Genomic DNA, 25,595 nt, shown 5'->3' on the forward strand with positions numbered 1-25,595 from the left:
ATGCATAATAGTCCTGCAAACGAAAAAGCAACAGGCGAATGCGTGATTCCTGCTGCTCGTACGCGAGAGCTTACTTGCCGCCCCTTTGTTGAATAACGTGAGTTAACTCGTGTCCAAGCAGCTCTTGCCCTTGCCGCGAATCCGGGTTGTACCGGCCTTCACGGAAAAAAATATCATTCCCCGTCGCAAAGGCTTCCGCTCCTAAGGAAGCGGTAAGCTTCGACGCCCCCGAATCATGATGGATGTTGACATTGCTGAAATCCGCATTAAAGGCCGATTCCATCTTGGCTTGGATCTGGGCGCCCATTTTAGAGCCGCTGCCTTGCTTGGATTTAATCTGCGATTCAATCGACGCCCCTGCTTCAAACGCTCCACCGTCAGACGGCTTCATTTGCAGTTCTTCATCCTCTGATTCTCCGCCTTCGCTTCGCTGAACCGTCTCCGCCATCGGCTTCATCTGCAGTTCTTCGTCCTCTGACTCTCCGCCTTCGCTTCGCTGAACCGTCTCCGCCGACGGCTTCATCTGCAGCTCTTCGTCCTCTGACTCTCCGCCTTCGCTTCGCTGAATCGATTCCGCTGACGGCTTCATCTGCAACTCTTCATCTTCTGACTCCCCGCCCTCGCTTCGCTGAATCGACTCCGCCGACGGCTTCATCTGCAGCTCTTCGTCCTCTGACTCTCCGCTTTCGCTTCGCTGAACCGTCTCCGCTGACGGCTTCATCTGCAACTCTTCATCTTCTGACTCCCCGCCCTCGCTTCGCTGAATCGTCTCCGCTGACAGCTTCATCTGCAACTCTTCGTCTTCCGCACCGGAACCTTCGCTCTCCGAGCGCTGAACATCAGAGGAGGACGCCCCGCTATTTTCCGAGGCAGCGATCTTGTCCGCCACTTCTTTGCCAACTTGATCCGCCTCTTGTTCATAGGCATCTCCAACAGGTCCTACCGTCAGCTTCGTCTGTACGGACAGCATGCTGCCTACCGCTTTGTTGCCAATCGTCCGCTGTATATTCATAAGATCTGCTCCCGCAGACTGTCCGTGGGCGCTGCTTTTCGTGCGATGGTGATGTTGCAGGGAAGTATCTGGCTGCCTGTTAATACGCGATTGGTGCATTGGCATATGAACCCTCCTAGAATGGTAGTACGGAGAAAAATGCCGCCATACGGACGGCTTGCGCCCCATCATTTTCCGTGTCTGAGCGCACGATGTCATCTTATTTCACTATATCATACCTGTGTATCTTTGAGGCTACATTTTGAATGGTTTTCGATCAACAATGAGTACGGCAATATCGTCAGATTGGGTAGCTCCGTCCGCGAATCGGTCTACATCCTCTACCATGTGATCAAGCAGCATCGATTGCTGACTGGACAGCTCCTTTTTCAACAGCTCGTAAAGGCGCTGGAAGCCATACTGCTCCTGCTGCCGATCCTCAGCCTCCGTAATGCCGTCCGTAAATAAAACCACACGATCACCCAAGCCAAGCGTTACTTCGTTATCCCCATAAAACATGTCATCCATGACGCCAAGCGGAAGCCCCTTTTTCCCTTTCAGCTGTTCCACTTCCCCGCTCTCGCGTACCACATAAGGCGGACAATGGCCGCCATCGCTATACAGCAGCTTCCCTGTGCCTACATCGAGAACACCGCAAAAAATCGTTGCAAACATCGTCGAATCGTCTTTATACAGCTCTTGATTAACGGCGGTAAGCAGCTCTCCGGGCGACATCCCGGGCGACATTTTACCTTTGAGCAAGGTCATCGTGACCGCCATAAATAGCGCCGCAGGAATGCCTTTATCTGAAACATCCCCTAAAACGAAAAACAGCTTCTCGTCCCCGAGACGAAAATAATCATAAAAATCCCCGCCTACCTCGCGTGCCGGTCGAATATACGCCCGCGTCTCCGCAATGGCCGCAGTGCGCCCATCGGCATCTGTGCATGCTGCTGCTACCGAAGAAGCGCTGCTCAAACTCAAGCCTTGGCGTGGCAGAAAGCCCATTTGAATGTCTGTCGCGATGCGCAGCTCGCTTTCCATCCGCTCTTTGGCGGCCGTCGTTTTCTCCAGCGCATCGTAGAGCATGGCGTTCTCCAAAGAGGCGGCGATCGGAGAGGCAATGGACTCCAGAAGCTGCAGGTCACGGTCTGTAAAATGCGCGTCATCCCGCTTGTTCAGCACCTGCAGGACGCCGATAATTTTCCCTTTGCTCACAAGCGGCACGCAAAGCATGCTGCGCGTCGGGTAATCGACTCGCTTGGCGACCTTGGATGACCAGCGCTCGTCCTGCGCCGCATCGTCGATTTTGACCGATTGGCCGGTCTGCGCGACCCAGCCTGCGATGCCTTCGCCGATTTTGAGGCGAATTTCGCGGACTTCATCGCCTTTCTCCCCGAGCGCCAGATCAAAAAACAGCTCGCCCTTTTCCTTATCGACCAAAATAACGGAAGACGCTTCCGCGTTCATGATGCGCGAGGAGGTTTCCATGATTTTGATCAGCAAATCCTGCTTCCGAATCGTCGAATTCACTTCCAAGCTAACGTCGAACAGCTGCATCGTCCGCTGAAGCTCCAGCTCAGCCGTCCTGCGTTTGCGCTCGCTGAGCTGCCAAGCTGTACCGGCCGCCAAACAGACAAGGAAAAGAATACTCGCGACGATATTCATCAAGTACGCCTCCTCTGCGCTTTACCCTTCCTCATAGTCCCGCTCGCAGCACTAAGAAATGGCATGAATCGCATCCGCTTCCTTCTCATAAATCGAAAATATCGAACTAAACCCCGACATATCGAACACTTCCTTGACGTTCTCATTCATGCGCGCGAGCGCCAGCTTGCCTTGAATGACTTTGATCATTTTGGCTGCAGAGAGCAAGCTTCTTAGCCCTGCGGAGCTGACATATTCAAGTCCTTGCAGATCAAAAACAAATTTGCTCTTCCCCTGCTCGACCAGCTTCGCAAAAGCTGCTTCCAGGCTAGCGGAAGTATTCGCATCCAGTCTGCCGTTTAAGCTCAGCAGCACGACATCCCCCTGTATTTGCTCATGGATATTCATGATATTCCCTCCTTCTGATCTCGCCTTTTGATCATCATCAGCACATTTTCTTCGTTCAAACGCTCATAGCGGATATCATCCATCACTTGTCTCACAAAGTGAATGCCCAGACCGCCGATCCCGCGCTCGTCCATGCCAAGATCAACGCGCGGGCTGGACTTCAGGAGCGGATTAAAGGGAACTCCGCGATCTGTCAGGCGAAGCTCCCAGCCGTCCCCAGCGACTTCGATATCAATACGGATGGCATGCCGGCCGCGTTCGTCCGGGGGATGCCCGTAGAGAATAATGTTCGTAACAAGCTCGTCGCAAACCAAATTCAGTTGGAATAACGTTCGTTCATCCATGCCCATCGGTTGTGACAAGCTTTTTAAGAATGTGCCGAGCCGTTCCAGCTCCTTCAGATCGTTGCTTAACACAATGCTCTCCAATGACACGATCCCCCCCTCCCCGCTCATCCGTCTACTTGACTTAAGCCATTTTCAAAAGCATATTTTCCAGCAAACGGACGCGGGCGCTTGAAGCATGCAGCAGCCCGATGCCGATCTCCGGATACAATCTCACTAGCCGGGAGAGGCTCTCCCCTTGCAGCGCAAGCACACGCACTTCATCGAAAATAACTTGCGCCGTAATAGAGGAAGGCGATCCGTCTAATGCGGTCGTTTCTCCGAACGCCTGCTTAGGCCCAAGAACGCCGATCGTTCCTGTCTCACCGGCACCGGTCTCATTGCTTAGCTCAACATTGCCTTCGATGATTAAATACATCGCTGTGTTGCTGTGCCCGCGACGCAATAAATACGTCAGGTCTTCATGCACTTCTTCCGTAGCAATACCGGCGATTAAGCCCAGTTCGTCGACCGACAAATCGGCGAATAACGATACCTGCTTCAGGAAAATAACTTTATCGAGCATGGTCAAAAACTTGCGTTCTTCTCTCATCTCATCACGCTCCAGTGAACTTCGTGCATAAACCGCAATATCTTTCAGCCACTCGTCCGGCCATTCGGCTGCTTCTTGCAAGAGCGCAAGCGGCTCCGTCATCGCCGTATCGCTGGCGGCGGTTCCCTGCTTCAACAGCTCCAGCAGAGCCAAAGCCAATTTGCGGTCTCCGATTCCCTCAGCCAGCACTTCAAGGGCATTATCGCGAACCTCTTCACTTTCGTCCTTGGTGGCTTCGCGGAGTGTCGCGACAATCCGTTCGTCGACGAACTTGGCCATGACGGCCCAGGCGCCGCCGACTAGCGCATTGTGCAGCTCCGCACACCGCTTGCTCGCGAGCTCAGCCAGCCCGTTCATGCCCAGCTCAAGCAGTCCTGCCGGCAGGGCACGCTCCTGCGTAGAAGCGAGCATACGGCTTACGCAAGGGTCGACGAGCTGCGTTTTTAATTTGTTTTCATCCAACAGTTCGGCAAGAGCTGTAACCGCTGCGTTCCAAATGAAAGGATTCGCATGATTCACGCTGCCCAACAGAGCTGGCAGAGCTTCTTCGCCCATATCTACCAAAGCTTGAAGAATCGCTTTGCGCAGCTCCTGGTCCGCCAGCGGCACCATGTTCAGGAGAACCGGAATCGCCTCTGCATGACGGAGCTTGCCGAGACAGGCAGCAGCGGCGACTTTGACCGCAGGCCGATGATCGTCGAGCAGCGAGAGCACCCAAGCGGAATAGGAGTTCAGCTTCAGATCGGCCACAGTATGGCACCCGTACACCGCCCATTCCCCGCCGTTATCCAGCATTTTGATAATCGCCTCGTCGCAGGCCTGATAGCTTTCTTCGCTTTCGAGCGCGTAAAGCGCCTTAACCCCTTCATGCACCACTTTAGGATGATTATCCAGCAGCTTGACGCGAATGAAGAAGTGCGACTGGCTTTTAAGATGCGTCGCTTTTGAAATCAGTTTTACACTTTCAGCGCGCACTTCCGGGTCCTCGTCCTCCAGAAACGAAGCGACCTGTACAAGATCCTGAATCGTAACGCTTTGAAGATTCATCGCCCGCAGCACAGCAATGCGGATTCGCGAGCTCTCTTCCCCGATCATCCCAATCAGATGCGGCAGGAACGCGGAATCTTTTGCTTTGCCAATCACTTCGAGCGCCAGCTCCCGCACGTAATCGTTCGGATGCTTCAAGTAGTCAAGCATGGCCGATAGCGCTTTGGAGCTGCGGATGCCCCCAATAAAGGACTCCGCAATATCTGACAGATCGGCATGCAGCGATTGGACGCTTTTGACCAGCTCGCGGATGTACAAATGTCTTCCGTACCAAGCGACAATGACGAGAATGGCAGCTACGCCCACGCCTACCCAAGCCAGAGGCGGCAGCTGAATGAGGCCGAAGGAGTGCAGCAGCGACAGCAGCGAGCCGATTAGAATACCGCCGGAAGCCGCTACGCCCTGGGCAAAATAACGGTAACCGTCCCGCTTCGAGATGGGCATCATTTTGAAAAACAGCTGATAACAAGGCTCTGCTATGTAATACAGCAAAATATAGAAAACGGCATAGGAGCCTGAAACCATCGCCAATCCTATCGACTGATTAACAAATAGCGCCGTAAGTCCGAAGCCACCGAAAAATAAGAGCGTAATGGCCAGCAGCATGTTGCTTGCGCCCAGCCAGTTCATTAAACGAGTCGATACCGTTTGCAGCAAAAGACAGAACGTAAATTGAAGAGCTGTAATTAAGCCGTAAAAAGAGGTTAAATCCCCCTCCTTCGGAAACTTGGCTTCCGCCGCGGTAAAATACTGATACTCGATCATAAAATACACCGCCGGCATCAGCGTCATCAACGCTACGGCGCACAGCAAGAACGGACTGCGCAGCATCTGCTTAGCGTAGTAGCCCGCTGGCTGCTGCTTATCTTCCTCAGCACTGCCCGGTGCGCTCTGGTTCTTCAGCCGCAAATCTTCTTTTAACGTCAACGGGACCAAATAGCGCGCCAGCGCCTTTCGAAAAAACAGGAAGCCGAACACCATCAGCACAGGAGCGAGCGCATACACAGCTTCCGTGCCGAGCAGCCTGCCGATTTGGTGAGCGATCAATCCGGCGGTAATTCCGCCTGTCGTCGTTGAAGCAATGAACACTGGCATCAATCTCTTGGCCTGCTGGGTAGGGCACAAATCAAATGCCGTACTCCATAAAAGCAGCGTCAGCTGTCTTACGACAAAGTTGGAGGAAAGGAACAGAATGGGATAATAGTAGCGGAAATCGACGCCGCCCAGCTTAAAGCCCAGCAGCACCGCACCGTTCAGCACCAGCAGGCCGATCATCATCAGATAGAGCGTCGTCATCATGCGAGCCTTCGGCAAACGATTGGCGAGCTTCGCCAAAAGCCAGCCTTCCAGAGGCATGATAGCCGCTTCGACAATATAGATATAGGGCAAATACTGCACGCCGAATCTCTGGTTAAAAAGAGCCATGAACGCTGTATAGTTCAACGACTCGGCAATCCCGCTAAAATAAAAGACCGGCAGCATCATCCACAGCTTTCGGATATCTTCGGGGCGCAGTCCCATCCATCTGGTTAAGCTTCCTTGCATATCATCAGGTCCAATCTATCGATTCATTTGTCTTCTTCATAGAAGCGTTTTGTAGAAAGCTAATCTGGCTTCGCCTTCATAATAATAATTCGGATAAGTGCCGATCAGTTCAAAGCCGTTCGCCCGGAACATTTTTTGAATGGGAAGATATTCGGGTAAATCACAAGTATACGTTAAAATATAGCGCCCTCCGGCCTCCCGGGAAAATGTCTCCAGAGCTTGGAACAAAATCTTCGCAAACCCATGCCTTCGGTACTCGCGATGCACGGCTAAGTAATCCCATAGAAATCCGCCGGATTGATGCTCATTTTCTTTGCAGCTGGTCACGGCAATAATGTCCCCGGCATCATTTTCAATGAACCAATGCCGATGGTTGCGCTGCGTCAAGCTGAGCAGGGGCGCATTGCGAAAATGCTCCAACTCCCCAGGTGTATGCCGCTGATCGTCAAAAGATGATGCGGATAAATAAAACTCGGTAATGCGGCGTGCGTCTTCCTCGTTGGTTAGCTCGTGCACTTGCATGTCTGGTTCGCCTCTTTCATCAAGAAACTGATAATGTGCCATTCCACTCTGCTGTCGTACCGTTCTGGAAATATTCATCGCAAATATAGAAATAAAGCTGGGCCGCCTTATCCTGACGGTTTTGCTTAATGACCATCAAGAAAGCTTCCCGGGCATCATAGAAACGGCCTACCTGGTAGTAAGTGACTGCCTGCTCGAATAAAGATTTGGTCTTCTCCTTCAGAGTTCGAATCGTATCCGGATCGCCCTGATAGACATCGAACAGTCGAAGCGGTTCCTTCACTCCTTCTACCTGAATCAATCCCAAGTTTCGAAATTGGAAGCCGGCCGGGTGCTGCAGCGATTGCACGACATGATCGGTAATGAGAATCGACGCGCCAAGCGGTTCCGTCATTTTCTCCAGCACCGTCGCTACGTTCACTCCGTCGGAGATGACATTGCCCTCCAAACGCTGCTCCTCGCCGATGATTCCGAGACGAAGCGGCCCTTTGTGCAGGCCAATGCCGAAATCGAGCGGCGAATAGCCGACTTTTGCCCGATGCGAATTGTAAAGATCCAGCTCCTTGCGCATCTCGATGCTCGCCTGCAGCGCTTCATCCGCTCCATTCGGGAATAGGGCCATGAAGCCTGCGCCCAAGTACTTGTTCATGAGACCTTGATGGTTGCGAACATAAGGACCAAACCGGCTAAGGAACGAATTGACGAAGTTGAAGTTCTCTTCCGGCGTAAGCTTTTTGGATAGAAGATAGAAGCCCCGAATATTGAAAATCAAAATCGACATATTTTTCTCCACCTGATCGCCCAGCTCAACCTCCAAAATGCTCTCCTTATTCAGGAACCGCAAAAACTGCTGAGGAACGAAACGATAGTAGGACTGGCTGAAGTTCTCTACCTTGGTGATGTAATCCCGGATGCGCGCCGCCATCGTATTGACGCTGTCGCCCAGATCTGACACCTCATCCCGCGTGTTGATCGTCACGACCGTATCCCAATTGCCTTTGGCAATCTCGCCGACGCTGTTGCGCAGCTTTCGAATCGAAGAAAGCAGCACGTACGTCATCAAAACAAGCACAAGCAGCAAACCTACAGAAATGAGCGCGATATTACGAATAATCGATTGAAGGACGGCTCTGCGATGCTTGAGGATGCCCTCCAGGTTTTTGCTTGTTTCGAAAACACCGACAATTTTACCCGCTGAGTTCGTAATAGGCGCAATCGCATAACGCCATTCTCCGGAGAAGTCCTGCCACTGTCCCGTAGCCGGCTTGCCTTCCAGCACAACCTGCTGGTTCTCGGGCGTTTGTTGGAACGGATTGAACATATGCATGCCGTCATCGTCTTCCAAAATCCGATAAATGACGCCATTCTCATATTTATAAACGGCTTTGTAAAAGCCTTGATTATCATCTCGTGCGTTATTTTCAAAGACCGATTGGATTTTTCTTCGGAAGGATTGATAGATCGCGCCATTGTAGTCCAGCGGTGAAGTCAGGCTCTCCAGTTTATCGCCATCGACCAGATTTTGACCGTTTTTGGCCAGCAAAATGAGCTCGCTGAACGTTTCTTCTTCCATTTTCTTGGAGAAGCTCTCGTAAATCACCGTGGACAGCAGAACCATGGAAAACGCAATAACCGGAACCAAAATGAGAATCTGCTTCATCATCAAAGGAAGACGGCGATGCAGCAGGTTGAAGAATACAATTTTGATGGCATACAGCCCAAGCAATAAGGCCGCCACGGCGATCGACCAGAGAACATACGCACTGGTTCTTGCCTGCTGGCTGTATAAGGCTTCCGCAATGGATGGCGTAATTGTCCCGTCCGGCAGACGGCGATTAATTTGCGCCGATTCTACAATAATAAGGCTGCCATCCTGTGCAATGGAGCTCGTCGTGGCATCAAAGGCAAGCTCTACGCCGCTTGCTTTGGCCTTCTCCTCGGTAACAAGACCCTCAATCGTGTAAGGTTGCCGGGGATCGAGCCGTGAAATCATTTTGTTGTTAAAATCGATGAAAATCAGACGTCCTTGATTGTCCAGGTGCATGCTCTCCGGGAAATTGCGCCTTGTGCGGTCCAGTCCCGGGAGCGGATAAACAAGCTCGGAACGCCCGTCGCCGAAGGCGCGATAGATTTCTCCGCTGCGCGTTGAATAGTAGATATCTCCTGGCTTAAACCCGTCCGCCTCAGAGACATATTTATTGGGTGGAAGCTTTATCGTGAAGATCAGCTTAGGTTCGGAGGGTTCATCTTTGCTAATCGGAGATTGGTATAGAGTCAACTGCTGTACTTCATCATTGAAAAAATAGACCGTTCCATCGTGAACCTGCACATTTCGCAAGGAGCCCAATCTGTACCGCTGAACCCCCGCGTCATTATATTCCTGCGAAAACAGGCTGCGATCAAACTGCCCTTCCGGCGTATAGCGAACGATCTGCTCGGATTTAACCGCAATGCCGTACGGATCAAGCAGCGTACGAATCGTGTAGAGATACCCCTGTTCGTCGACAGCCATATCGTTAAAACGGTACACTTCCCCGTTCTTTCCGGTCTCACTCGTAATGGAGTATTGCAGAACACCTGCTCCATTCAGCTTATGAATGGTTTTCTTCGCGTTATCGATGACAAACAAATTGTTATGCCCATCAGAGATCGCCTTCGATAAACCGTCGAAAGGCATGCTCTTGTGAAAAGGCCATAGTGTGAAACTCTCCCGGTTTAACCCGAGGTACGTTCCGGCAGCACCCAGAAGCAGCAGTACAAGCAGCAATGCCGCAATCGATTTCTTCATCGCCCTTTAATCTCCTCTTAATTTGAAATCTGAATGATTTGCGTCGGTGCATTCCAAACGACCTGCAAGCCCAAGGACTCCGCTATGAACCTTAACGGCACATAGGTCCTTCCTTCAAGCAGATAAGCGGGCCCATCGATTTGCACAGGAGCGCCATCTATATAAGCTTTGTCATCATGGATGCGGCTCGTGATTGTGCTGTACGCTGTGCTGACCGTTACCGTGAGACTGTCTTGATCCCAATCCACAGCGGCACCGAACGATTCCGATACGGATCTTATAGGTAAATATGCCTGCCCGTTTATTATAACAGGCGGAGCATTGAATTTGATGAAAATATTGGGGGAAAGCACGTTTTCTGCCGGAATCGGTTGAATCGCGACCGAAACTTGGCCAGGCTTGGAGCCAGAGGCTTCAGAACTAGAGGCAGGGCCGGAACCGTCAATTTCAAGGGCAGGTCCTACGTCTATGGATGTGACAGCCGCCAAAGACGCTGAAATTTCAGCCAGAGCCTGCTGCTCCTCCGGCCCATATTTAGCCTTCTCCTGCTGCTGCAGCTCCTTCAGCAGCTTCGTCACCTGCTGTTCAAGCTGCTGCTGAACGCCTGCCTCTTGCGGCAGCTCCGCCGCAAGCACCTGCACGGCGTCCAGCTGCGCGAACAGCAGGTCCTTCTTCGCCGTCGCCGTCGCCTCGGCGACGGCCTCCATCGAGCGGGTCAGCGTCGCGACCCGCTCCGTGTCCCCCTGCGCCTGCTTGAGCGCAGCCTCCAGCTTCCGCTTCGCCTCTTCGAGCGAAGCCTGGCCTGCGGATGCGCCCGTTTGCGCATCCGCGAGCTGCGCCTGCGTCGCCAGGAGCTGCTGCATCAAGGCTGCAGCAGCTTCCGGCTCGCCGGCGGCGAGAGCTTGCTCCAGCTTCGTCTGCTGGAGCTCCGCCTGCCCGGCCAGCGCGTCTTCGCTGGCCGCTTCAATCCCAGGCGCCGTGCTGCCTGGGGGTAATTCACCGCCTGGCTCGCCCGGCGGTGTCCCGGTCTCTGCGGACAGCGCTGCGATCAGCGCGTCCGGGTTGTTCACCAGCTCCATCTGCCGGAGAGCTTCCGGGCTGTCGCCTTTCTGCAGCGCCTCCAGCATCCCGAGCCGGGCCTGCGCATCCTTGATCTCGACTGCCAGATCGGCGATCTCGTTCAGCTTCATATCCTTGACGGCCGCTTCCTTGGCGGCCTCCAGCTTCGCCATGTCCTGCTTCAGCGTGTCAACCTGCTGCTGCAGCTGCTCAGGCGTTTGCATTGAAGCAATCGAACCCGGTTTAGAGATTTCGACAGTGACTTTCAAAGCCGCTGCCTCTTCCTGCGAAAGCGCAGCGGAACTTTTCGGATCAGCCAGAGCCCCTGGGTCTATGGTATTATCCAAACCGAACCAGGCCGCCCCCGGCTCATCCGCTTGATAATAAATCCCCTGCCCCGATGCCGACATCGTTGCCGCAGCCGCATTGTAGGCTGCCGGCGTCAGCGCATCCAGCTGCACCTTGTAGGAACCGATAATTACGGTTCCTACACCTTTTCCCACCTCAGCGTCTGCGCTGCCTGCAGTTCCGTCTCCCGCTGAGCTTCCACCAGCCGTTGCGTCATCAGGGGCTGCAGCCGCCAACTGGCCGGCATCGCCTTTTCCCTCCAGCAGCAGTTCGCCGAGCGGTTTTCCCTTGGCGTACAGATCAACCTTGAGGCTGTCGATTTGACTGAATTGGAGCGTTAAATCGCGCACCGCTTTATTGATTTTGGTCCGTTTGCCGACAGAACGGCCATCTTTGGTCGATACCGCATACTCCGTTGCGCCCAGCTTTTTATTCACCGTCACGCTAAAATCACTTAGCAGCGCGCCCACAGCCGGCTTCAGCCGCCAAGTACCCGAAGGCGCCTTAGGGGCTTGCGGTTTCACGGCAGCAAGTCCGTCATCCAGATTCCGATAGGGCAGGATGCCTTTCTTCAACGTTTTTACCACGACACCGCCGGTTTCGATATCCAGCTTGCCAAGCGATGCTTCATAGCTCATCTGTGCCGTCAAAATTTGCTCGTCCGCCTTGCTTACCGCTTCTTGATAAGGCGCAAGCTCTTCGGTTTTCATCAGGCTGAGCTTCACCTTCTGGGCCGCTTTATCCAGTGCGCTCACCGCACTGTCTTTATCGCGCAACGCCTGCGCGTAACCTTCCTCCGCCCCCTTTGCTTCCATATAGGAAGCCCTCACGGCAGCGATAACCGCAGCTCTGCTCTCCTTCTCTTGGAGCACAGCCTTGTTCTGTTCCATAGTGGCAATAGGCAGCGCAGCCCGCAGATCGTCGAGGTATCGCAGCCCGTCAAACTCTCCTTGAAGCAGCGATTTCGGAACAGGAATGAATCCAAGTAGTAGAAAATATCCTTCCCAATCCTTTTGAACCTGTGAAAGCGTCGTTTCATAACTGGCCAGAAACATCTCCATGTCGATATCCTTGGCCTTATACAACCCGTCCATGACCTTCATGCGGCTGCTTCCAAATTTGGAACTGTACAAATCGCGCGTCGTGCTCAGCTTATGATCGGCCAACCGCCGATCCTCCGTATCCTTGAGCAAGCTGAGCGTCGACTTGAGCGCGCCGTCGATATAGCTTGGCAGCTGCTTCTGATCCAGATCCGCGTAATCCGGCTCGAATGACAGCTGAACCTTATTCTCCATATCCAAATTCAGCAGCTTGCCCAGTGCCAAACGACTCGATTTGGCCGTCAATTGGGCCTGTTTGTATACAGATGCAGCCTTCTCCAGCGCCTTATCCGCCTTCTCCTGCTCGGCGCTGTCCGCCAGCCCGAATTTCCGCTTCTTTATAACCGTATCCACAGCCGTCTTAGCGTCTTCCCACTTCTTGCGGGCATTCTCTTCCGCTGCTCCGTCCTGATAGGCCGTCAGATAGGCCTTCTGCACATCGAAACGAACCGTATTCATCGATTGACGCAGTGTTTCCTGGGCGATATAGAGCTGTTTGCCGGCCTCTGGCACCTTCATGCGGGTCGTCAAATCCTGGCTCAAATTACGGGGCTTGGCAAAAGGGCCCGATGCCTTCGCCTCCTCGCTTTTAACCGCATGCTGAGCTTGCTCCAACTCTATCTTTTTCTTCAAAATATCCGACCTGGCATCCAGCAGCGCAGGACTTATTTTCAACCCCTGATCCACTGCCTCTCTCATGGTCAAAGCCTTTACCGACGCAGCTTCCGCTCCCGGCCCCAGCGCCAGAACCGGCGCTGTCGACAGCAGCATCGCAAGTCCCAGCCTTACTGCTTTTAACCTTGCCACTACGATCCCTCCGCTCGCTTGCAACTCTTCTTTTATAGTACAATATCTCCCTCACTCTCGCACCCATCTTTTGGAGAAACTTAGCGAATAGAATCGAATCTAGTAATTGATTGATGGTTACCGTCTTTTCTAGTAGTATAAAAATTGACAATCAAAAAACACCGATACCATTTCATACATAAATGAAGGAGAGAAAAACCATGGGAAACCTCGTTTGCGGGGGTGCAATGCTGCAATGCTCCTTCGGTGCCGCGCCCAGTTCGTTAATGGTGCTTCCGGCGAATATGGTCATGACCGCAATGCCTATCGCGAACATCATGGATAACAAGCCAATGGTGAACATTTTACCGTTCGGGATGTGCAATTCGATGGCTAATCCCACGGTTGCCGCAGCAACGGCGGCAGCATTCGGCGCACTGACTCCCATGCCCTGCGTTCCTGTAACAGCGGCGCCTTGGGTTCCAGGATCGCCTACTGTGCTCGTCGCGAACATGCCAGCTTTGAACAACTCCTCCAAATGCATGTGCAATTGGGGCGGCGTCATCCAAATCCAGCAGCCCGGACAAATGACCATTCAAGTTCCTTGATTCATTGTTTCAAAAATCGATCATCCTTCTAGGAGTGAAATCATTTGGAGATTCAGCCGGTCAAAACCCTTGAAAAAGTGCTAAAACCCGTCGTCGCACCTTTCATCGGCCATGTCATGAAAGCCATCCTAACCGTTGGAAGGCTGCCTAAACTCGCGATCATCAAGTTTCAGCAGATGCTAAGGGTCATGCTGCAAACGCGTGAAACCTCGTTAAAAAATTACGTTTTGATCGGCTCGTACTACGTCTCCAAGAGATTGCTGCTTTTCATTACCTTGATGATTCTCGTCTTGATCTTTTTTATCTTTATTAGGCCCCCGGCGATCGTCAATAAATGGCTGAACCGGGTGCCTGTCCTTCAGGAAAACACATCTAAACTGACCGGATTCTCCGGAAACGGCAAAGTGGTGGGCGCCGAAAAAGATGCCCGCTACACGGGCGATTTGGTTGACGGTCTCTATGCGGGAAAAGGCAAGCTGTATCACAAGAACGGCGTTCTTGCCTATGAAGGCGATTTTGAAAAGGGGCAGAAATCGGGCGCAGGCTCTCTCTACGACGAACATGGCACACTGCTGTATAAAGGGGCTTTTGCCGGAGATGCTTACAACGGGGCGGGCACTTTGTACGATACCAGCCAGAAAGTGCTGTATATCGGCGAATTTCAAAACGGCAAGTACGGCGGGGCCGGAAAATTGTTTGCCCCAAGCGGCGACCTGCTCTACGAAGGCGCGTTTAACGGCGGCCTTTACAACGGGGCAGGCAAACTGTTCTACTCGGGCGGCATCGCACGATACGAGGGTGAATTTGCAGCCGGTCAGTATAACGGAGCCGGCAAGCTTTTTGATACGAAGGGCCAGCTCGTATATGAAGGCGGCTTCCTGAACGGCAGCTACTCCGGCGAAGGCACTGAGTTTTATGCCAGCGGCCTGCTGAAGTACAAAGGCCAGTTCCTTGCGGGCACGTATGGCGGCGAGGGCACCGCCTTCGATGAGAAGGGCGTGCCCCGCTTCAAGGGCACGTATGTAAGCGGCGCCTTGAACGGCGTCGGCGAAGCGTATGACGAGTTAGGCAAACTCGTCTACAAGGGCGATTTCAAGGCCGGCGTCTATGACGGCCTTGGCACGGTATTTGACGCAGACGGCGCGCCGCTGCTGCGGAGCTTTTTTGCAGGCGGCCAGGCCAGCCTGCAGAGCTTCCTCGGTTTGTCCAGCAAGAAAGTCGAAGACTTGCTGGGCAAACCGGCCGAAGTGACGCTGCAGGATGCCAGCGTCCTGCTTGCGGGCCAGGAGGCGGCGGTTGACGCCTCCGCGGGAGTTGATGCGGCGGCTGGTGAGGCCGCCGCGGGGGCTGATCCGGCCGCTGGCGCTGGCGTGGCCGGACCGACAGCAGCAGCGACGTCTACGGCGGGCGTGAAGCTGCTGCTGAGCTATCCGGCCTACCAGTTGTCGCTGCTGGTAGAGCCGTCGAAGGGCAACCCGAAGGAGGCCGTCGTCACTTCGCTCAGCATTTGGGGCTCGAAGCCACTGGCGCTGCTGCAGCCAACCATCGAGACCGTCAAAAAGCGCGGCGAGCCCAACGATGCCGGCTACAGCGTGATGGAAACCGAGGTCGGCGCCGGGAATGGCACCTACACGAACAGCTACTACAAAGGCGACTTCCTGTTCACCTTAACGCATTTTAACAAAACCAAAGAAGCCCACCTTCTGCAGGTGAGCTCTACAAAATAAGAGCCTTTGGGGACCTCTATTCCAAAAGAAGCCCAAGGTTTCTCTCGAATAAGAGCCTCCAAGGGCTCTTATTCTCTAAAAATTGCTGGAAAAAGCCCTTACCCCAGCTAATAAGAGTCCCTAAAGACTGTTATCCCGGCCGAAATCATCGATTTCACTGGGTTACGAGTCTTAAGAGACTTCTATTTTTTTCGGCGGGAGCATCCACATCTCCGCAGCGGGGGTCCTTCACCCGTCACATCGCTTATTCCAATTTTCTGAGATATCTACACAACAAGACAAGCGGTTCGATTCATTGGCACTGAGTGGAGCAAACTTTTCTTCATGCCAAGACTTAAAGATTATAAAGAGAATACTTAAGTCCATCCAATAAGTCATCATATTGGTCTTTAAGCAAGTCTAGATATTTTGCATTAAAAATGTAATTACCAAGCTCGTGATTTTCAATAAACTTATCCTAATTCAGATGACACTGACTCTTGATAAACAAATTCATGTTCTAAAAACATGGTTTCGTATGAATAAGCAGGGTGGCCTGGTGGATAACTATTTTCATGGATGCTTATCCTTAAGCCAATGTTTAATGAAAACTCATCAATATAAAATGAATTATGATACTTACGTAAATAACTAGCCTTGAGATTCTTCTTTTTTATTAAATCACTTAACCATAATTCATCCGTTTTTTTCCATTCACTTTCAGTGAATACTCCATATACTAACTCCTCTTCTTTATGGAAATATGGATATAGCATCACCATCTTTTGTAATCGCAAGGACCTCTTCCAAACCTGTAATTTCCCATTGTTTAAATTGTTCAAGTAACGCAGGAACATCTCCAGACCAATTTTTTAAATTAATCACTACATTTCTCTCAAACCACCATTCCCGAGCCCCTCAGCTTCCCTAACCCGACTCAATAATTTCATTAACTTCGGCGCCTTAGAAGCCAATTTCACAGCCAAACCTTCACCCAGCGTAGCAGCTCCTGCCAGATTTTGAACGGCTTTGCCTGTGTAATATCCATAATCATAAGCTTCTTCTTTGGTAGGATCTTCACTAATAACATGATTGATATACTTTATAGCATTTTTGTGCGCACAACTTAAATGGGGAAAATATGATACGGAGCTTCTGTGGATGAAGTTCATTGGAATGTGAAATGGTGATTCACTAGGCAATGGGTGGTGTTAATTGAACCTGCCGCCGCGACAGGAACGAAGAAAAAAAAGAACACAATACGGGCGGCTAGCTCGCATTGTGACGTATTACATGGGTTATATGTGTTATTGGTCGAATGATGGGTTCAATTGGTACTGGCCAGCTTCGTAAGAACCCTCAATTAACTCAATAGGCCAATTGTATATGTCAGGGTTCCCTTTCCAAGACGAATTAACGATCAAACAATAATTATTACTCTTTATACGCTTCTGTTTTTATAAAATTTTCGACTAAAAACTTGTCATTCTCACTGAGGTTCTCCACTAGTTCAGAGAACTTCTTTGTTGCGCCATCGTTATCCAATATCGATAATGTCGCTAATGCAACGTGCCCCATCTGCCATGGCCCAATAAATTTGCTGTCTTTCATGAGATTCGACAGTTCAGCTAAACGATTAACTATTTCATCATTACAATAATATCTCTCTATTGCTTTGAACATCGCTTTAACTATCACTCCGTAATTGTAATCCTTCATGCAAATTATTAAATCTTCATTTGCAATGGTATCATTATCTAGTTGCTTAACTAACTCTGCTATTCCAGACATTTATAAATCCTCCTTTAGTAACTTCTAATTAATCTCTTGGCTTAAATCTATCAATAATGTATTGCTTCTCTTCTTCGAAATTCTTTTGGATTTGTTTTACTACATTATCTAGTCCCAGCCTTTTTGCTTCCTCAATTTCAATGGAGTATGCTTTAAATTCATCTGTAATCCTTCCCTCCCAATCTTGATATGATTCGGCTGCTGAAGGGAATCCTTTCTTTTGTGCTTCCAAGAAATGACTATACTCATGTCTTAATGCACTCATTGATGCTTCAGGATCCATCAATATTTGACCAGGCTGCCCTTTCTTGAGGGGACCATAACCCATAGCATCATTACGATATATGACTTCTACACCGCTATCTTTAAGATCCTCAATAAGTTTATTCCACTCTTCGGGATGTGATTTTAATCCTGCACCGAATACATCTCTAAACGGATCAGCAGGATTTATGAATGTAATTATCTTCTTACTTTTTTCAATTACTTCTTCTAGATTACCCGTCCCCTCAGCTTCCCTAACCCGACTTAATAGTTTCATTAACTTCGGCGCCTTAGAAGACAATTTCACAGCCAAACCTTCACCCAGAGTAGCAGCTCCTGCCAGGTTTTGAATGGCTTTGCCTGAGTAATATCCATAATCATAAGCTTCTTCTTTAGTAGGATCTTCATTAAAAACATGGTTGAAATTGTTGATGACATGTTCAAAAGGATAGATAAGCTCATCACTTACTGCACTTTTAATATCTTTCAATGTAATGTCGCGATTGTACAAAGCTTTTCCGAATTCCCAAGCTGCGGGTAACGTCTCTGTATAGAAGGCTGGGTTCGTTGGAAGTAAAAGGGGCATCTCTTTGGCTGACTCCAGTATAGAAGCTCCAAATCCTTTTGCCAAGTACAATGGTTTAGACCAACTTATAGTACCCGTTTGTTTAATTGGATTGAACATACTTGACGCCATTAAGGCATTTCCAGGCAAATTTTGCGGAATTGATATCATGTTATCAATTTCTATGGTTGCTCCTTCAGATAGTAGCTTTTTGGTATTTTCAAGGAGTGTTTGCGCACTTGAAAAATCGCCTCTTGCTATACTGTCTTCAATTGCAAGCTTTCCTGAAAGAACTTTATTGTTCTGTAGATCGATATTCCATTCATCCGGCACGAAAATTTTAACTTGATTAAATAATGAATTTAACTGAGAGCGGATTTGAGTTTCTCTGTTTTGTGCATTGTTTCTAGTAACTGAGGCCATTTCTACGTCTTTTTGTGTAGCGTAGTTAGATTCCATCGTTTCAATAGCTTTCCATTTATCTTTCTTTGCAAGATATAAATTTTTCAAACTATTGTCGATAGCCCCGGAATGATGTGATGAGATTTGATTAATATTGTTATAAGGATTGGTAGTTGATGGAACAGTGTTATCGTTAGAAATTACATAGGGTTCCATTCCTGCACTCTTTGCTTGGTTTCTTACTTTCGAAATTTCTTGTTCGAATGCAAGTTGTTTCCCTGTACTTGAGAGACCCTTATCGTTGTAATCCTGCCACCATTGTATTTTATTATTCATCATGCTTCGATTCGCAGCATCTAATCCCGTTGTCAAGCCCGCTGCAATGGTGGCTCCGTTAGCCGCAGCTCTTTGCATCGCATCACTCGCACTACGAGTACCAATCATATCCATACTCATGGCTGAATTCCAAAAATCACGCTTTGCCGCGAGCATGATTTGATTCTGGTTATCTAAGTTGCTCGTAAAATTACTTTCTCTCGCTCCCATTCCACCATTACCAACGCTGCCTTGGAGAACTGTCATTGCTTTCTTAAAATCATTTTGAGTTTCAATTGAATCCAGACTCACTCTTGCGCTCCACCATAATTTTTTGATTTCGTAGAGCGAAGAGTCCAATTGGGTCTGAGTCAATCTTCTGGGACTCATATCATTTAGAGTACCCTTGCCTGCCAAATTGGAGATTTGAATTAATTGATTTGCAGCATCTTGGAATTTATTTGAAAGAACTGCTTCCTGAAAGGCGTCTCTTCGATTGATCAACATTCCATTAGCTATATTCATCCCTGTACCTTCTGCAGGAATAAGTGCATTAAGATCCATTGGAAGACTTCTTCTTATGCTGTTTTCCATCATAAATGCTTTTGTTACCCCGTCTAAATCTCCTCTGGCAACCGCATTCCATTTATTTATTTTTGATTCAAATATTTGCAAATTAATGTTATCGAGCAGCGTATTATCCGATATAGTTGCCCCTTGCATTCTTGCATTCCGAATAGCTTGTTGAAGATCGGCCTGTTTACTAAAATCACGATCAGCTAAAGCCCTGTAGTATAACTTTTTATTCTCATAAACGATTGTGTTCATACGATCCATTTGAATTGTTTGATTTGTTTCCCTGGCACCCTGCATTCTTAAGGCATTTGCTTGTGATTCGAGTGCTTGCATGGCTCCAAAACTAAAATTAGCCTTGGCATTCCACCAATTTACTTTCGTTTGGAATAATAATGTATCGAGGTTAGATTGGATTGCAATTCCGCCATAAGGTAGCGGTGCTGTCACCATACCTAATGTTCCTGTTTCATCTTTCGAAGGCCCGGGATTCGTTAATTTGGCAGGTGGCATAATGACAGGCCTATAAGTTGATTCCGATTGTGGAGTCGTTGACCCTGTTTTGTTACTTGGGCTTGGCGTACTGCTTATCAGACGACCTCCCGGCGGTACCAGCGCCCCATCGAATGTTGTAACGTCCCCAATACCTGGGATCCACATCGTTACTGACATGATTTCAATCCTCCTTTTTCGCTCTATAATTTGCATAACAATTTAATTAGTTAATAAAAACACTAATAATTGTAAAATTTAACCTCCTTTCTGAGATTCTATATGAAATTGGAATTATTTATCTAAAGTAAAGAAAATTTAATTATATTAATAATAGATTAAATTTTCAGAAAATAATCAAAGTACTCATGCTACTCCTATCACGGCCTAACACATACTCCCCTTCCCCCTCCATGCCCCCACAAACTGCAGAAAGTACAGGAAATCCAGCAGGGTCTCCCATTAAAAAAGAAAAACCTGCATTCATACATGAAAATTTCCGACAATCGCCTAAATAAGCGATATATCACAAAATCCATGTACATTATGCAGGTTCTTATCTCAAAATTAGGATATCCGTGTATATTTACTGTACTTTTACATTTACTCAGCCACCTAAGGCAAAGCCAGCTTGCCCATAATCGTCGGGCGCTCCGCGCCGGTCGCCGAAGGCAAGTTATTCGGCACGCCGTGAATCCAATCGTTGCCGAGCAGAGCGAACAGAATCGCTTCCTTGGCATCGCCGGAAATACCGAGCTCATCGGAGGTAAGAATCGCTTGCTCCGGGAGCAGCTCCTGCAGCATGCCCAGCAGTGTACGATTGCGCGCACCGCCGCCGCTGACGATGACTTCCGCCATGTCATATTGCGGGAAGATGAAATCTTGGTATGCGCGAGCGATGGAATGCGCTGTGAACGCCGTCGCTGTAGCGACGATATCTTCATGGGCAAGCCCGCGCTCCAAGGCAGCTTTGAGCCACGCCGCGGTATACGCTTTGCCGAACAGTTCGCGTCCCGTTGTCTTGGGAGGAAGCTGCGCGAAATAAGGATGAGCCAGCATCTCCTCGAGCAGCTCTGTGTGCACTTGCCCGCGAGCTGCCCACGCGCCATCTGCATCATAGGACAGCTTGCCCTCGGACAGCTCATAAACGACTTGGTCCATGATCATATTGCCCGGACCCGTATCAAAAGCAATGAGGTCCCCGGCATCAGTAGCAGCTCCCGTCCCTTGAGCCGGAATCGCCGTGCAGTTGCCGATGCCGCCGATGTTTTGCAGGATGCGCCCTTTGGCCGCATCGCGGAACATAATGAAGTCCCCGTACGGCGCAAGCGGTGCGCCTTGGCCGCCGACCGCCATATCGGCGGTGCGGAAGTCGCCGACGACCGGACGCCCCGTACGTTTGGCGATCACGGACAAATCACCGATCTGCAGCGTCGACTTCGGTAGGTAAGGATCCGCCTCATCCGCCACAGGAATGTGCCACACGGTCTGCCCGTGGGTGGAGATGAGGTCGATTTCCTCGACCTTCATGCCAGCCGCAGCGGCAGTTTGCCGAACAGCCTCAGCGAACCGCTCGGCAATGGCAAAGTTCATGCCGCACAACAGCGCGACATTCGAGTGGTCGATGGAGCACAGCTGCTTCAGCTTTTCGCGTACTTCCTCCTCATAGGAGAAGCTTTCGAAGTGAAGCAGCCTGACTTTGGCATCGACGCCGCAGCCGTCGATACGGACGATGGCGACGTCGATGCCGTCCAAGGAGGTGCCGGACATGATACCTGCTACGGTCAGCGAGGTCTGGTTCAGAAGGGTACGGAGCATCACAGTCCGCCCTCCCATCTCCAGCCTGCCGGGTAACCGGAGCCCAATGTAACCGGCAATCGGCCCTTCATCTTCAGCTCGCCCAATAAGCATTTGGCTGTGCTTTGCAGCGCCAGCGGGCGGCTTTCGTAAGCAGCGACGAAGGTAGAAACCTCCGGCAGCTCCAGCAAATCGTACGGCACGCGCAGCGCGACGACGACAAGCGGCTTGCCGAGCGCCTGCAGGGCGCGCACGAGCTCGACCTGCGCCGGATGGAATCGGGCGTTGTACGTCCCGATGACGATTTGCTCCGCTTCTTCAGCCGCTGCCAGCACCGATCCGGTCAGCCCGCCGACCTCTGCCAGCGGCAGCACGCGGTCGAGCACGTCGAGCCCTCGCTCCGCAAGCGCTGCGCCGAGGCTTGCCGGTCCGGCGTACGCTTCGTCGACGCCGGACGAAACCGCTGCGGCCACGGTGACCGCAAGCGTCTTCACGCGCTTCAGCGGCAGCAGCCCCTGCTCGTCTTTGACGAGCGTGATGCTGGCTTCGCTGAGACGCTGGGCGACCGCGTAATGGTCCGCGGTCCCTACTTCAGCCGCAGAGCCCGTCTGCGGCACAAACAACCCGCGGCGCTCTTTGAGCGCGAGCAGCCTTTGCACCGACGCATCGATGCGCGCTTCGCTTATGCGGCCCTCTTGCACGGCCTGCTCGATCGCGAATATAGCGCCGAGCTGACGGTCAAGACTGTGGCTGATCAACACAAGATCAGCCCCGGCTTCGATCGCCGTGACGCTTGCAGCGACGGTGCCGTAGTGCTCGGAGATGGCGTGCATCTCCATGCAATCGGTCATGATGACGCCTTCGAAGCCCAGCTCCTCGCGCAGCAATCCGGTTAATACGGACTTGGAAAGCGTCGCAGGCAGCTTCTCGGCCTCGAAAGCCGGGAAATAAATATGCGACGACATAATCGCATCAACGCCGCCTTCAATAGCTCTAACGAACGGCACCAGCTCCAAAGAGCGAATGCGCTCTTGACCGTGTACAATCGTCGGCAAATCCAAATGCGAATCAACGCTCGTATCGCCGTGACCCGGGAAATGTTTGGCCGTCGCTACGACATTAGCGTCCTGGAAGCCCTGCACCGCACGTTGACCGAATTCAGCGACCAGCTCCGCGGACTCCCCAAAGGACCGCACGCCGATAACCGGATTGTTCGGATTGTTATTCACATCAAGCACGGGAGCAAAATTCAAATTAATCCCAAGCGCTCTCAGCTCTTTCCCAGAAATCAAGGCAGACTCATACGCCGCATCGGCATCTACTCCTGCACTTGCATTCTCACTCGCACTCGCTCCCGCACTTCCCGCAGCTCCCAAAGCTCCCGCCGCCAGCGCCATCTGACCAGGCATCAACGCAACGCCTTCCGTAATACGGGCAACCATTCCACCTTCTTGATCAATGGAAACCCAAAGCGGTAACGTCCCCGACTCCGCTGCGATCTGCTGCAACTGATCGGAAAGCTCAGCCACCTGCCCGGTCTGCTCCACGTTGCGTGCAAAATAAATGACGCCACCGACTTGATGCTCAGCGATAAGCGTTTTAAGCTGATTCGTTACTTCTGTGCCTTCAAACCCGCAAAGAAGCATCTGCCCGATTTTCTCCCTAAGCGTCATGTCCTGAATTTGTTTCATTCTCTGTCCCTCTCCCTTGTTCTTTCTCCTGCTCTATCTCTTGCTCTATTCCTTGCTCTTTTCCCGCTCTGTCCCTATTCCAAACGGTTCAAAGCCATCAGAACAGCCCCGCTCGCAGCATCCTTTTTGGCCTTGATACAGGCCAAATCCGGATATCTCTCGTTCAATCTCTCTACGAAAGCGTTCCGCACATAGTTATTGTTGAGCAGCACGCTCCCGGTCATGGCCAGACTCCCTTGCTGCATGGACAGCTTTTCCACGACGGGAACGGCAATCTCGAACAGCGATTGGGCGCTTTTGGCCGCAATAGCCAGCGCCGCTTCGTCTTCTTGCGTACAAGCCACTGACAGGATTGGCGCCAAAGCGGCAATGTCCTTCTTGTTCGTCTCTTTGTTATACACAAAACCGATGATTTGCTGCACCGTCGTGAATTGAAGCTGCGCATAAACCATTTCGGTAATAACGGTCTCTTTTATCCTTCCATCCTGCGCCCGAACCAGAGCGGACAGCAGGTCGCGACCGATGCTGTAGCCGCTGCCCTCATCGTCGATGAGGTGACCGTAACCGCCTGCACGGTGAATCATTCCGTCCTCTTTTTTGCCGTAACAAATAGACCCTGTACCCGCAATCAGGATAATGCCGTATTCACTGTCATGGGCGCCGCAAAGCGCCGTCTCCTGATCGCCCGTAATAAATACTTTCCCTTGGTAGCCGCACTCCCTGACGTTCGCCTCCAAACGCACAGTTACGGTAGGGTTGCTAACCCCTGCCGCACCGATCACGATTTGCCTGCAGTTTTCGAGTCCCCCGCAGACGCCTGCGATTTCCTCAAAAATATCTTGAAAACTGCGCCGGATACTTTCCGCATCTTGCCCGTTATAATTAATCGCGCCGGATGTAAAGGTGTGTACCACGAGACCGCTCTCATCGGCAACCGTCACCGCCGTTTTGGTACCTCCGCCATCCAGTCCCGCTACGTATCTTTTCATAGGGTCACATCTCTTTTCTTCCGTTTTATTTCTATTTGTACAAATGATACTGCTCTTTCATTTGCGCAAAGGTACGGCTCTCTTCCCGGAATTGCTGAAGCAGCGCCGGAACATCCACGCTGTCTTGGCGATACACGTTATCTCCGCACAATAAGTCCATAAAAGGCCGCGATCCTTCCCGCAAAGGCGGCAGGAAAGCGAACTGCTCATAATTGTTCTTAATCGTGTACAACAGGGTAATCCCCGTCTCCAAAGGCTGAACGGCACGAGTATCCAGCACATGAATCTGAACGCCGCTGCAGGATTCTCCTTGATGCTTGGAAAAGCTCGGTTTAAAGTAAACCGGCCGGAAAACGACGCCAGGCAGCCTCAATGCGTTCATTTCATCCGCCAGCTTCTGACCGTCGATGAACGGAGCCCCTATCGCTTCGAAAGGAACCGTCGTTCCGCGCCCTTCCGACAAGTTCGTGCCTTCAAAAAGACACGTTCCAGGGTACAGCAAGGCGGAATTAAACCTTGGCAGCCCTAAGGACGGCATAATCCACTCGCGCCCGGTTTCCGGGAAAAGCATGTTCCGCTCCCAGCCTTCGCAGCGAACTACGTGCAGATCGCAATGCCAGTTCATTTGATCGTTTGCCATCATGGCAAGTTCCCCGACCGTCAGGCCGTAGCGCACAGCCAGCGGATAGTTGCCTACAAAAGATTGATACTCCGGCTTCAAAATGTTCCCTTCCACAGTCACCCCGTCCAGCGGGTTGATCCGGTCAAGAATGACAAAAGGTTTGCCTGCTTTCGCACAGTCTTCCAAAGCATAGAGCATCGTATAAATAAATGTATAATAGCGGGTACCCACGTCCTGTATGTCATAGACTACCATATCGACTTCATCCAGCATCTCTTGGCTCAAACGCTTGGAATCCTTGCGGTATAAGCTATGTACCGGGACCTGCGTAATCGGGTCCAGATACGTTTCTACCAGTGCGCCTGCCGCTTGATCTCCCCGCACCCCATGTTCCGGCGAGAACATCGCTGTAAGATTGAAGTTCTCATGCAAAATTTGAATCGTAGATACAAAATCTTTGTTCAATCCCGTCGGCGCCGTAATCAGCCCCAGCCGTTTCCCTTTGAACAGATGGGCATACTGCCCGATACAATCAATACCGTTAAGAATCATCGCTTTCCCCTCGCCCCTGTTTGATTGAAAAAACCTCTACCCGAGCCTTAT

Annotated in this window: 19 protein-coding genes; 2 read left to right on the forward strand and 17 right to left on the reverse strand. The window is 51.0% G+C overall.

The features are described 5' to 3' along the window. Positions 1-70 precede the first annotated feature (70 nt). The 8 genes from GC097_RS16410 to GC097_RS34985 form a co-directional block, all read right to left on the reverse strand. Positions 71-1,117, reverse strand: a complete 1,047-nt coding sequence (locus tag GC097_RS16410; protein WP_171684383.1) for an eCIS core domain-containing protein — start codon at positions 1,115-1,117, stop codon at positions 71-73. A 129-nt stretch (positions 1,118-1,246) separates the two neighbouring features. Beyond that, positions 1,247-2,659, reverse strand: coding sequence for a PP2C family protein-serine/threonine phosphatase (locus GC097_RS16415; RefSeq protein WP_171684384.1), 1,413 nt, complete (start codon positions 2,657-2,659; stop codon positions 1,247-1,249). A gap of 51 nt (positions 2,660-2,710) precedes the next feature. Further along, complete coding sequence (locus GC097_RS16420; RefSeq protein ID WP_171684385.1) at positions 2,711-3,046, reverse strand: STAS domain-containing protein; 336 nt, start codon at positions 3,044-3,046, stop codon at positions 2,711-2,713. Next, positions 3,043-3,480, reverse strand: a complete 438-nt coding sequence (locus tag GC097_RS16425; RefSeq protein WP_171684386.1) for an ATP-binding protein — start codon at positions 3,478-3,480, stop codon at positions 3,043-3,045. Before GC097_RS16425 ends, GC097_RS16420 begins: the two co-directional genes overlap by 4 nt. A gap of 34 nt (positions 3,481-3,514) precedes the next feature. Beyond that, positions 3,515-6,574 (reverse strand): HEAT repeat domain-containing protein, encoded by a 3,060-nt coding sequence (locus GC097_RS16430; protein WP_171684387.1) that lies wholly within the window; start codon positions 6,572-6,574, stop codon positions 3,515-3,517. Between the two features lie 36 nt (positions 6,575-6,610). Continuing rightward, on the reverse strand, positions 6,611-7,138 hold the full coding sequence (locus GC097_RS16435) for a GNAT family N-acetyltransferase (RefSeq protein WP_171684388.1): 528 nt from the start codon (positions 7,136-7,138) through the stop codon (positions 6,611-6,613). Next, complete coding sequence (locus GC097_RS16440; protein WP_171684389.1) at positions 7,116-9,884, reverse strand: adenylate/guanylate cyclase domain-containing protein; 2,769 nt, start codon at positions 9,882-9,884, stop codon at positions 7,116-7,118. The genes GC097_RS16435 and GC097_RS16440 overlap by 23 nt, the downstream gene beginning before the upstream one ends. A gap of 17 nt (positions 9,885-9,901) precedes the next feature. Continuing rightward, on the reverse strand, positions 9,902-13,198 hold the full coding sequence (locus GC097_RS34985) for a stalk domain-containing protein (protein ID WP_171684390.1): 3,297 nt from the start codon (positions 13,196-13,198) through the stop codon (positions 9,902-9,904). A gap of 200 nt (positions 13,199-13,398) precedes the next feature. On the opposite strand from GC097_RS34985, the gene GC097_RS16450 reads away from it, so the two are divergent. Together GC097_RS16450 and GC097_RS16455 are read left to right on the forward strand one after the other, a co-directional pair. Beyond that, positions 13,399-13,785, forward strand: coding sequence for a DUF4280 domain-containing protein (locus tag GC097_RS16450; protein WP_171684391.1), 387 nt, complete (start codon positions 13,399-13,401; stop codon positions 13,783-13,785). Between the two features lie 44 nt (positions 13,786-13,829). Then, positions 13,830-15,512, forward strand: coding sequence for an MORN repeat-containing protein (locus GC097_RS16455; protein WP_171684392.1), 1,683 nt, complete (start codon positions 13,830-13,832; stop codon positions 15,510-15,512). 452 nt (positions 15,513-15,964) lie between these two features. Here the strand turns inward: GC097_RS16455 and GC097_RS16460 are convergent, their stop codons facing one another. The 9 genes from GC097_RS16460 to GC097_RS16495 all read right to left on the reverse strand — a co-directional run bounded on the left by GC097_RS16460 (position 15,965) and on the right by GC097_RS16495 (position 25,544). Beyond that, the gene (locus tag GC097_RS16460; RefSeq protein ID WP_171684393.1) at positions 15,965-16,273 is read right to left on the reverse strand and encodes a hypothetical protein; all 309 of its coding nucleotides are present in this window, start codon (positions 16,271-16,273) and stop codon (positions 15,965-15,967) included. Further along, complete coding sequence (locus GC097_RS34745) at positions 16,245-16,376, reverse strand: hypothetical protein (protein WP_281364302.1); 132 nt, start codon at positions 16,374-16,376, stop codon at positions 16,245-16,247. The genes GC097_RS16460 and GC097_RS34745 overlap by 29 nt, the downstream gene beginning before the upstream one ends. Next, on the reverse strand, positions 16,376-16,693 hold the full coding sequence (locus tag GC097_RS16465; RefSeq protein WP_171684394.1) for a hypothetical protein: 318 nt from the start codon (positions 16,691-16,693) through the stop codon (positions 16,376-16,378). Before GC097_RS16465 ends, GC097_RS34745 begins: the two co-directional genes overlap by 1 nt. A 232-nt stretch (positions 16,694-16,925) precedes the next feature. Further along, positions 16,926-17,282, reverse strand: coding sequence for a hypothetical protein (locus tag GC097_RS16470; RefSeq protein WP_171684395.1), 357 nt, complete (start codon positions 17,280-17,282; stop codon positions 16,926-16,928). 28 nt (positions 17,283-17,310) lie between these two features. Next, positions 17,311-20,073 (reverse strand): hypothetical protein, encoded by a 2,763-nt coding sequence (locus GC097_RS16475; RefSeq protein WP_171684396.1) that lies wholly within the window; start codon positions 20,071-20,073, stop codon positions 17,311-17,313. A gap of 435 nt (positions 20,074-20,508) precedes the next feature. Beyond that, positions 20,509-21,711 (reverse strand): anhydro-N-acetylmuramic acid kinase, encoded by a 1,203-nt coding sequence (locus GC097_RS16480; RefSeq protein ID WP_171684589.1) that lies wholly within the window; start codon positions 21,709-21,711, stop codon positions 20,509-20,511. Continuing rightward, positions 21,711-23,381 carry a beta-N-acetylhexosaminidase gene (gene nagZ, locus GC097_RS16485; RefSeq protein WP_171684397.1) on the reverse strand — a complete coding sequence of 557 codons (1,671 nt, stop codon included), beginning with the start codon at positions 23,379-23,381 and terminating at the stop codon, positions 21,711-21,713. The genes GC097_RS16480 and nagZ overlap by 1 nt, the downstream gene beginning before the upstream one ends. Positions 23,382-23,455: 74 nt before the next feature. After that, complete coding sequence (locus tag GC097_RS16490) at positions 23,456-24,370, reverse strand: N-acetylglucosamine kinase (protein WP_171684398.1); 915 nt, start codon at positions 24,368-24,370, stop codon at positions 23,456-23,458. Between the two features lie 31 nt (positions 24,371-24,401). After that, the gene (locus tag GC097_RS16495) at positions 24,402-25,544 is read right to left on the reverse strand and encodes an exo-beta-N-acetylmuramidase NamZ family protein (RefSeq protein ID WP_171684399.1); all 1,143 of its coding nucleotides are present in this window, start codon (positions 25,542-25,544) and stop codon (positions 24,402-24,404) included. Positions 25,545-25,595: the final 51 nt, after the last annotated feature.

Source organism: Paenibacillus planticolens, assembly GCF_013141725.1.
Lineage (GTDB): Bacteria > Bacillota > Bacilli > Paenibacillales > NBRC-103111 > Paenibacillus_E > Paenibacillus_E planticolens.

Coding starts and splice junctions, on each gene's coding strand:
- GC097_RS16430 (WP_171684387.1), bottom strand. CDS start 6,574: ATGCAAGGAAGCTTAACCAGATGGATGGGACTGCGCCCCGAAGATATC.
- GC097_RS16420 (WP_171684385.1), bottom strand. CDS start 3,046: ATGAATATCCATGAGCAAATACAGGGGGATGTCGTGCTGCTGAGCTTA.
- GC097_RS16480 (WP_171684589.1), bottom strand. CDS start 21,711: ATGCTCCGTACCCTTCTGAACCAGACCTCGCTGACCGTAGCAGGTATC.
- GC097_RS16410 (WP_171684383.1), bottom strand. CDS start 1,117: ATGCCAATGCACCAATCGCGTATTAACAGGCAGCCAGATACTTCCCTG.
- GC097_RS16435 (WP_171684388.1), bottom strand. CDS start 7,138: ATGGCACATTATCAGTTTCTTGATGAAAGAGGCGAACCAGACATGCAA.
- GC097_RS16475 (WP_171684396.1), bottom strand. CDS start 20,073: ATGTCAGTAACGATGTGGATCCCAGGTATTGGGGACGTTACAACATTC.
- GC097_RS16415 (WP_171684384.1), bottom strand. CDS start 2,659: ATGAATATCGTCGCGAGTATTCTTTTCCTTGTCTGTTTGGCGGCCGGT.
- GC097_RS16440 (WP_171684389.1), bottom strand. CDS start 9,884: ATGAAGAAATCGATTGCGGCATTGCTGCTTGTACTGCTGCTTCTGGGT.
- GC097_RS16495 (WP_171684399.1), bottom strand. CDS start 25,544: ATGATTCTTAACGGTATTGATTGTATCGGGCAGTATGCCCATCTGTTC.
- GC097_RS16470 (WP_171684395.1), bottom strand. CDS start 17,282: ATGTCTGGAATAGCAGAGTTAGTTAAGCAACTAGATAATGATACCATT.
- nagZ (WP_171684397.1), bottom strand. CDS start 23,381: ATGAAACAAATTCAGGACATGACGCTTAGGGAGAAAATCGGGCAGATG.
- GC097_RS16490 (WP_171684398.1), bottom strand. CDS start 24,370: ATGAAAAGATACGTAGCGGGACTGGATGGCGGAGGTACCAAAACGGCG.
- GC097_RS16460 (WP_171684393.1), bottom strand. CDS start 16,273: ATGGTGATGCTATATCCATATTTCCATAAAGAAGAGGAGTTAGTATAT.
- GC097_RS16450 (WP_171684391.1), top strand. CDS start 13,399: ATGGGAAACCTCGTTTGCGGGGGTGCAATGCTGCAATGCTCCTTCGGT.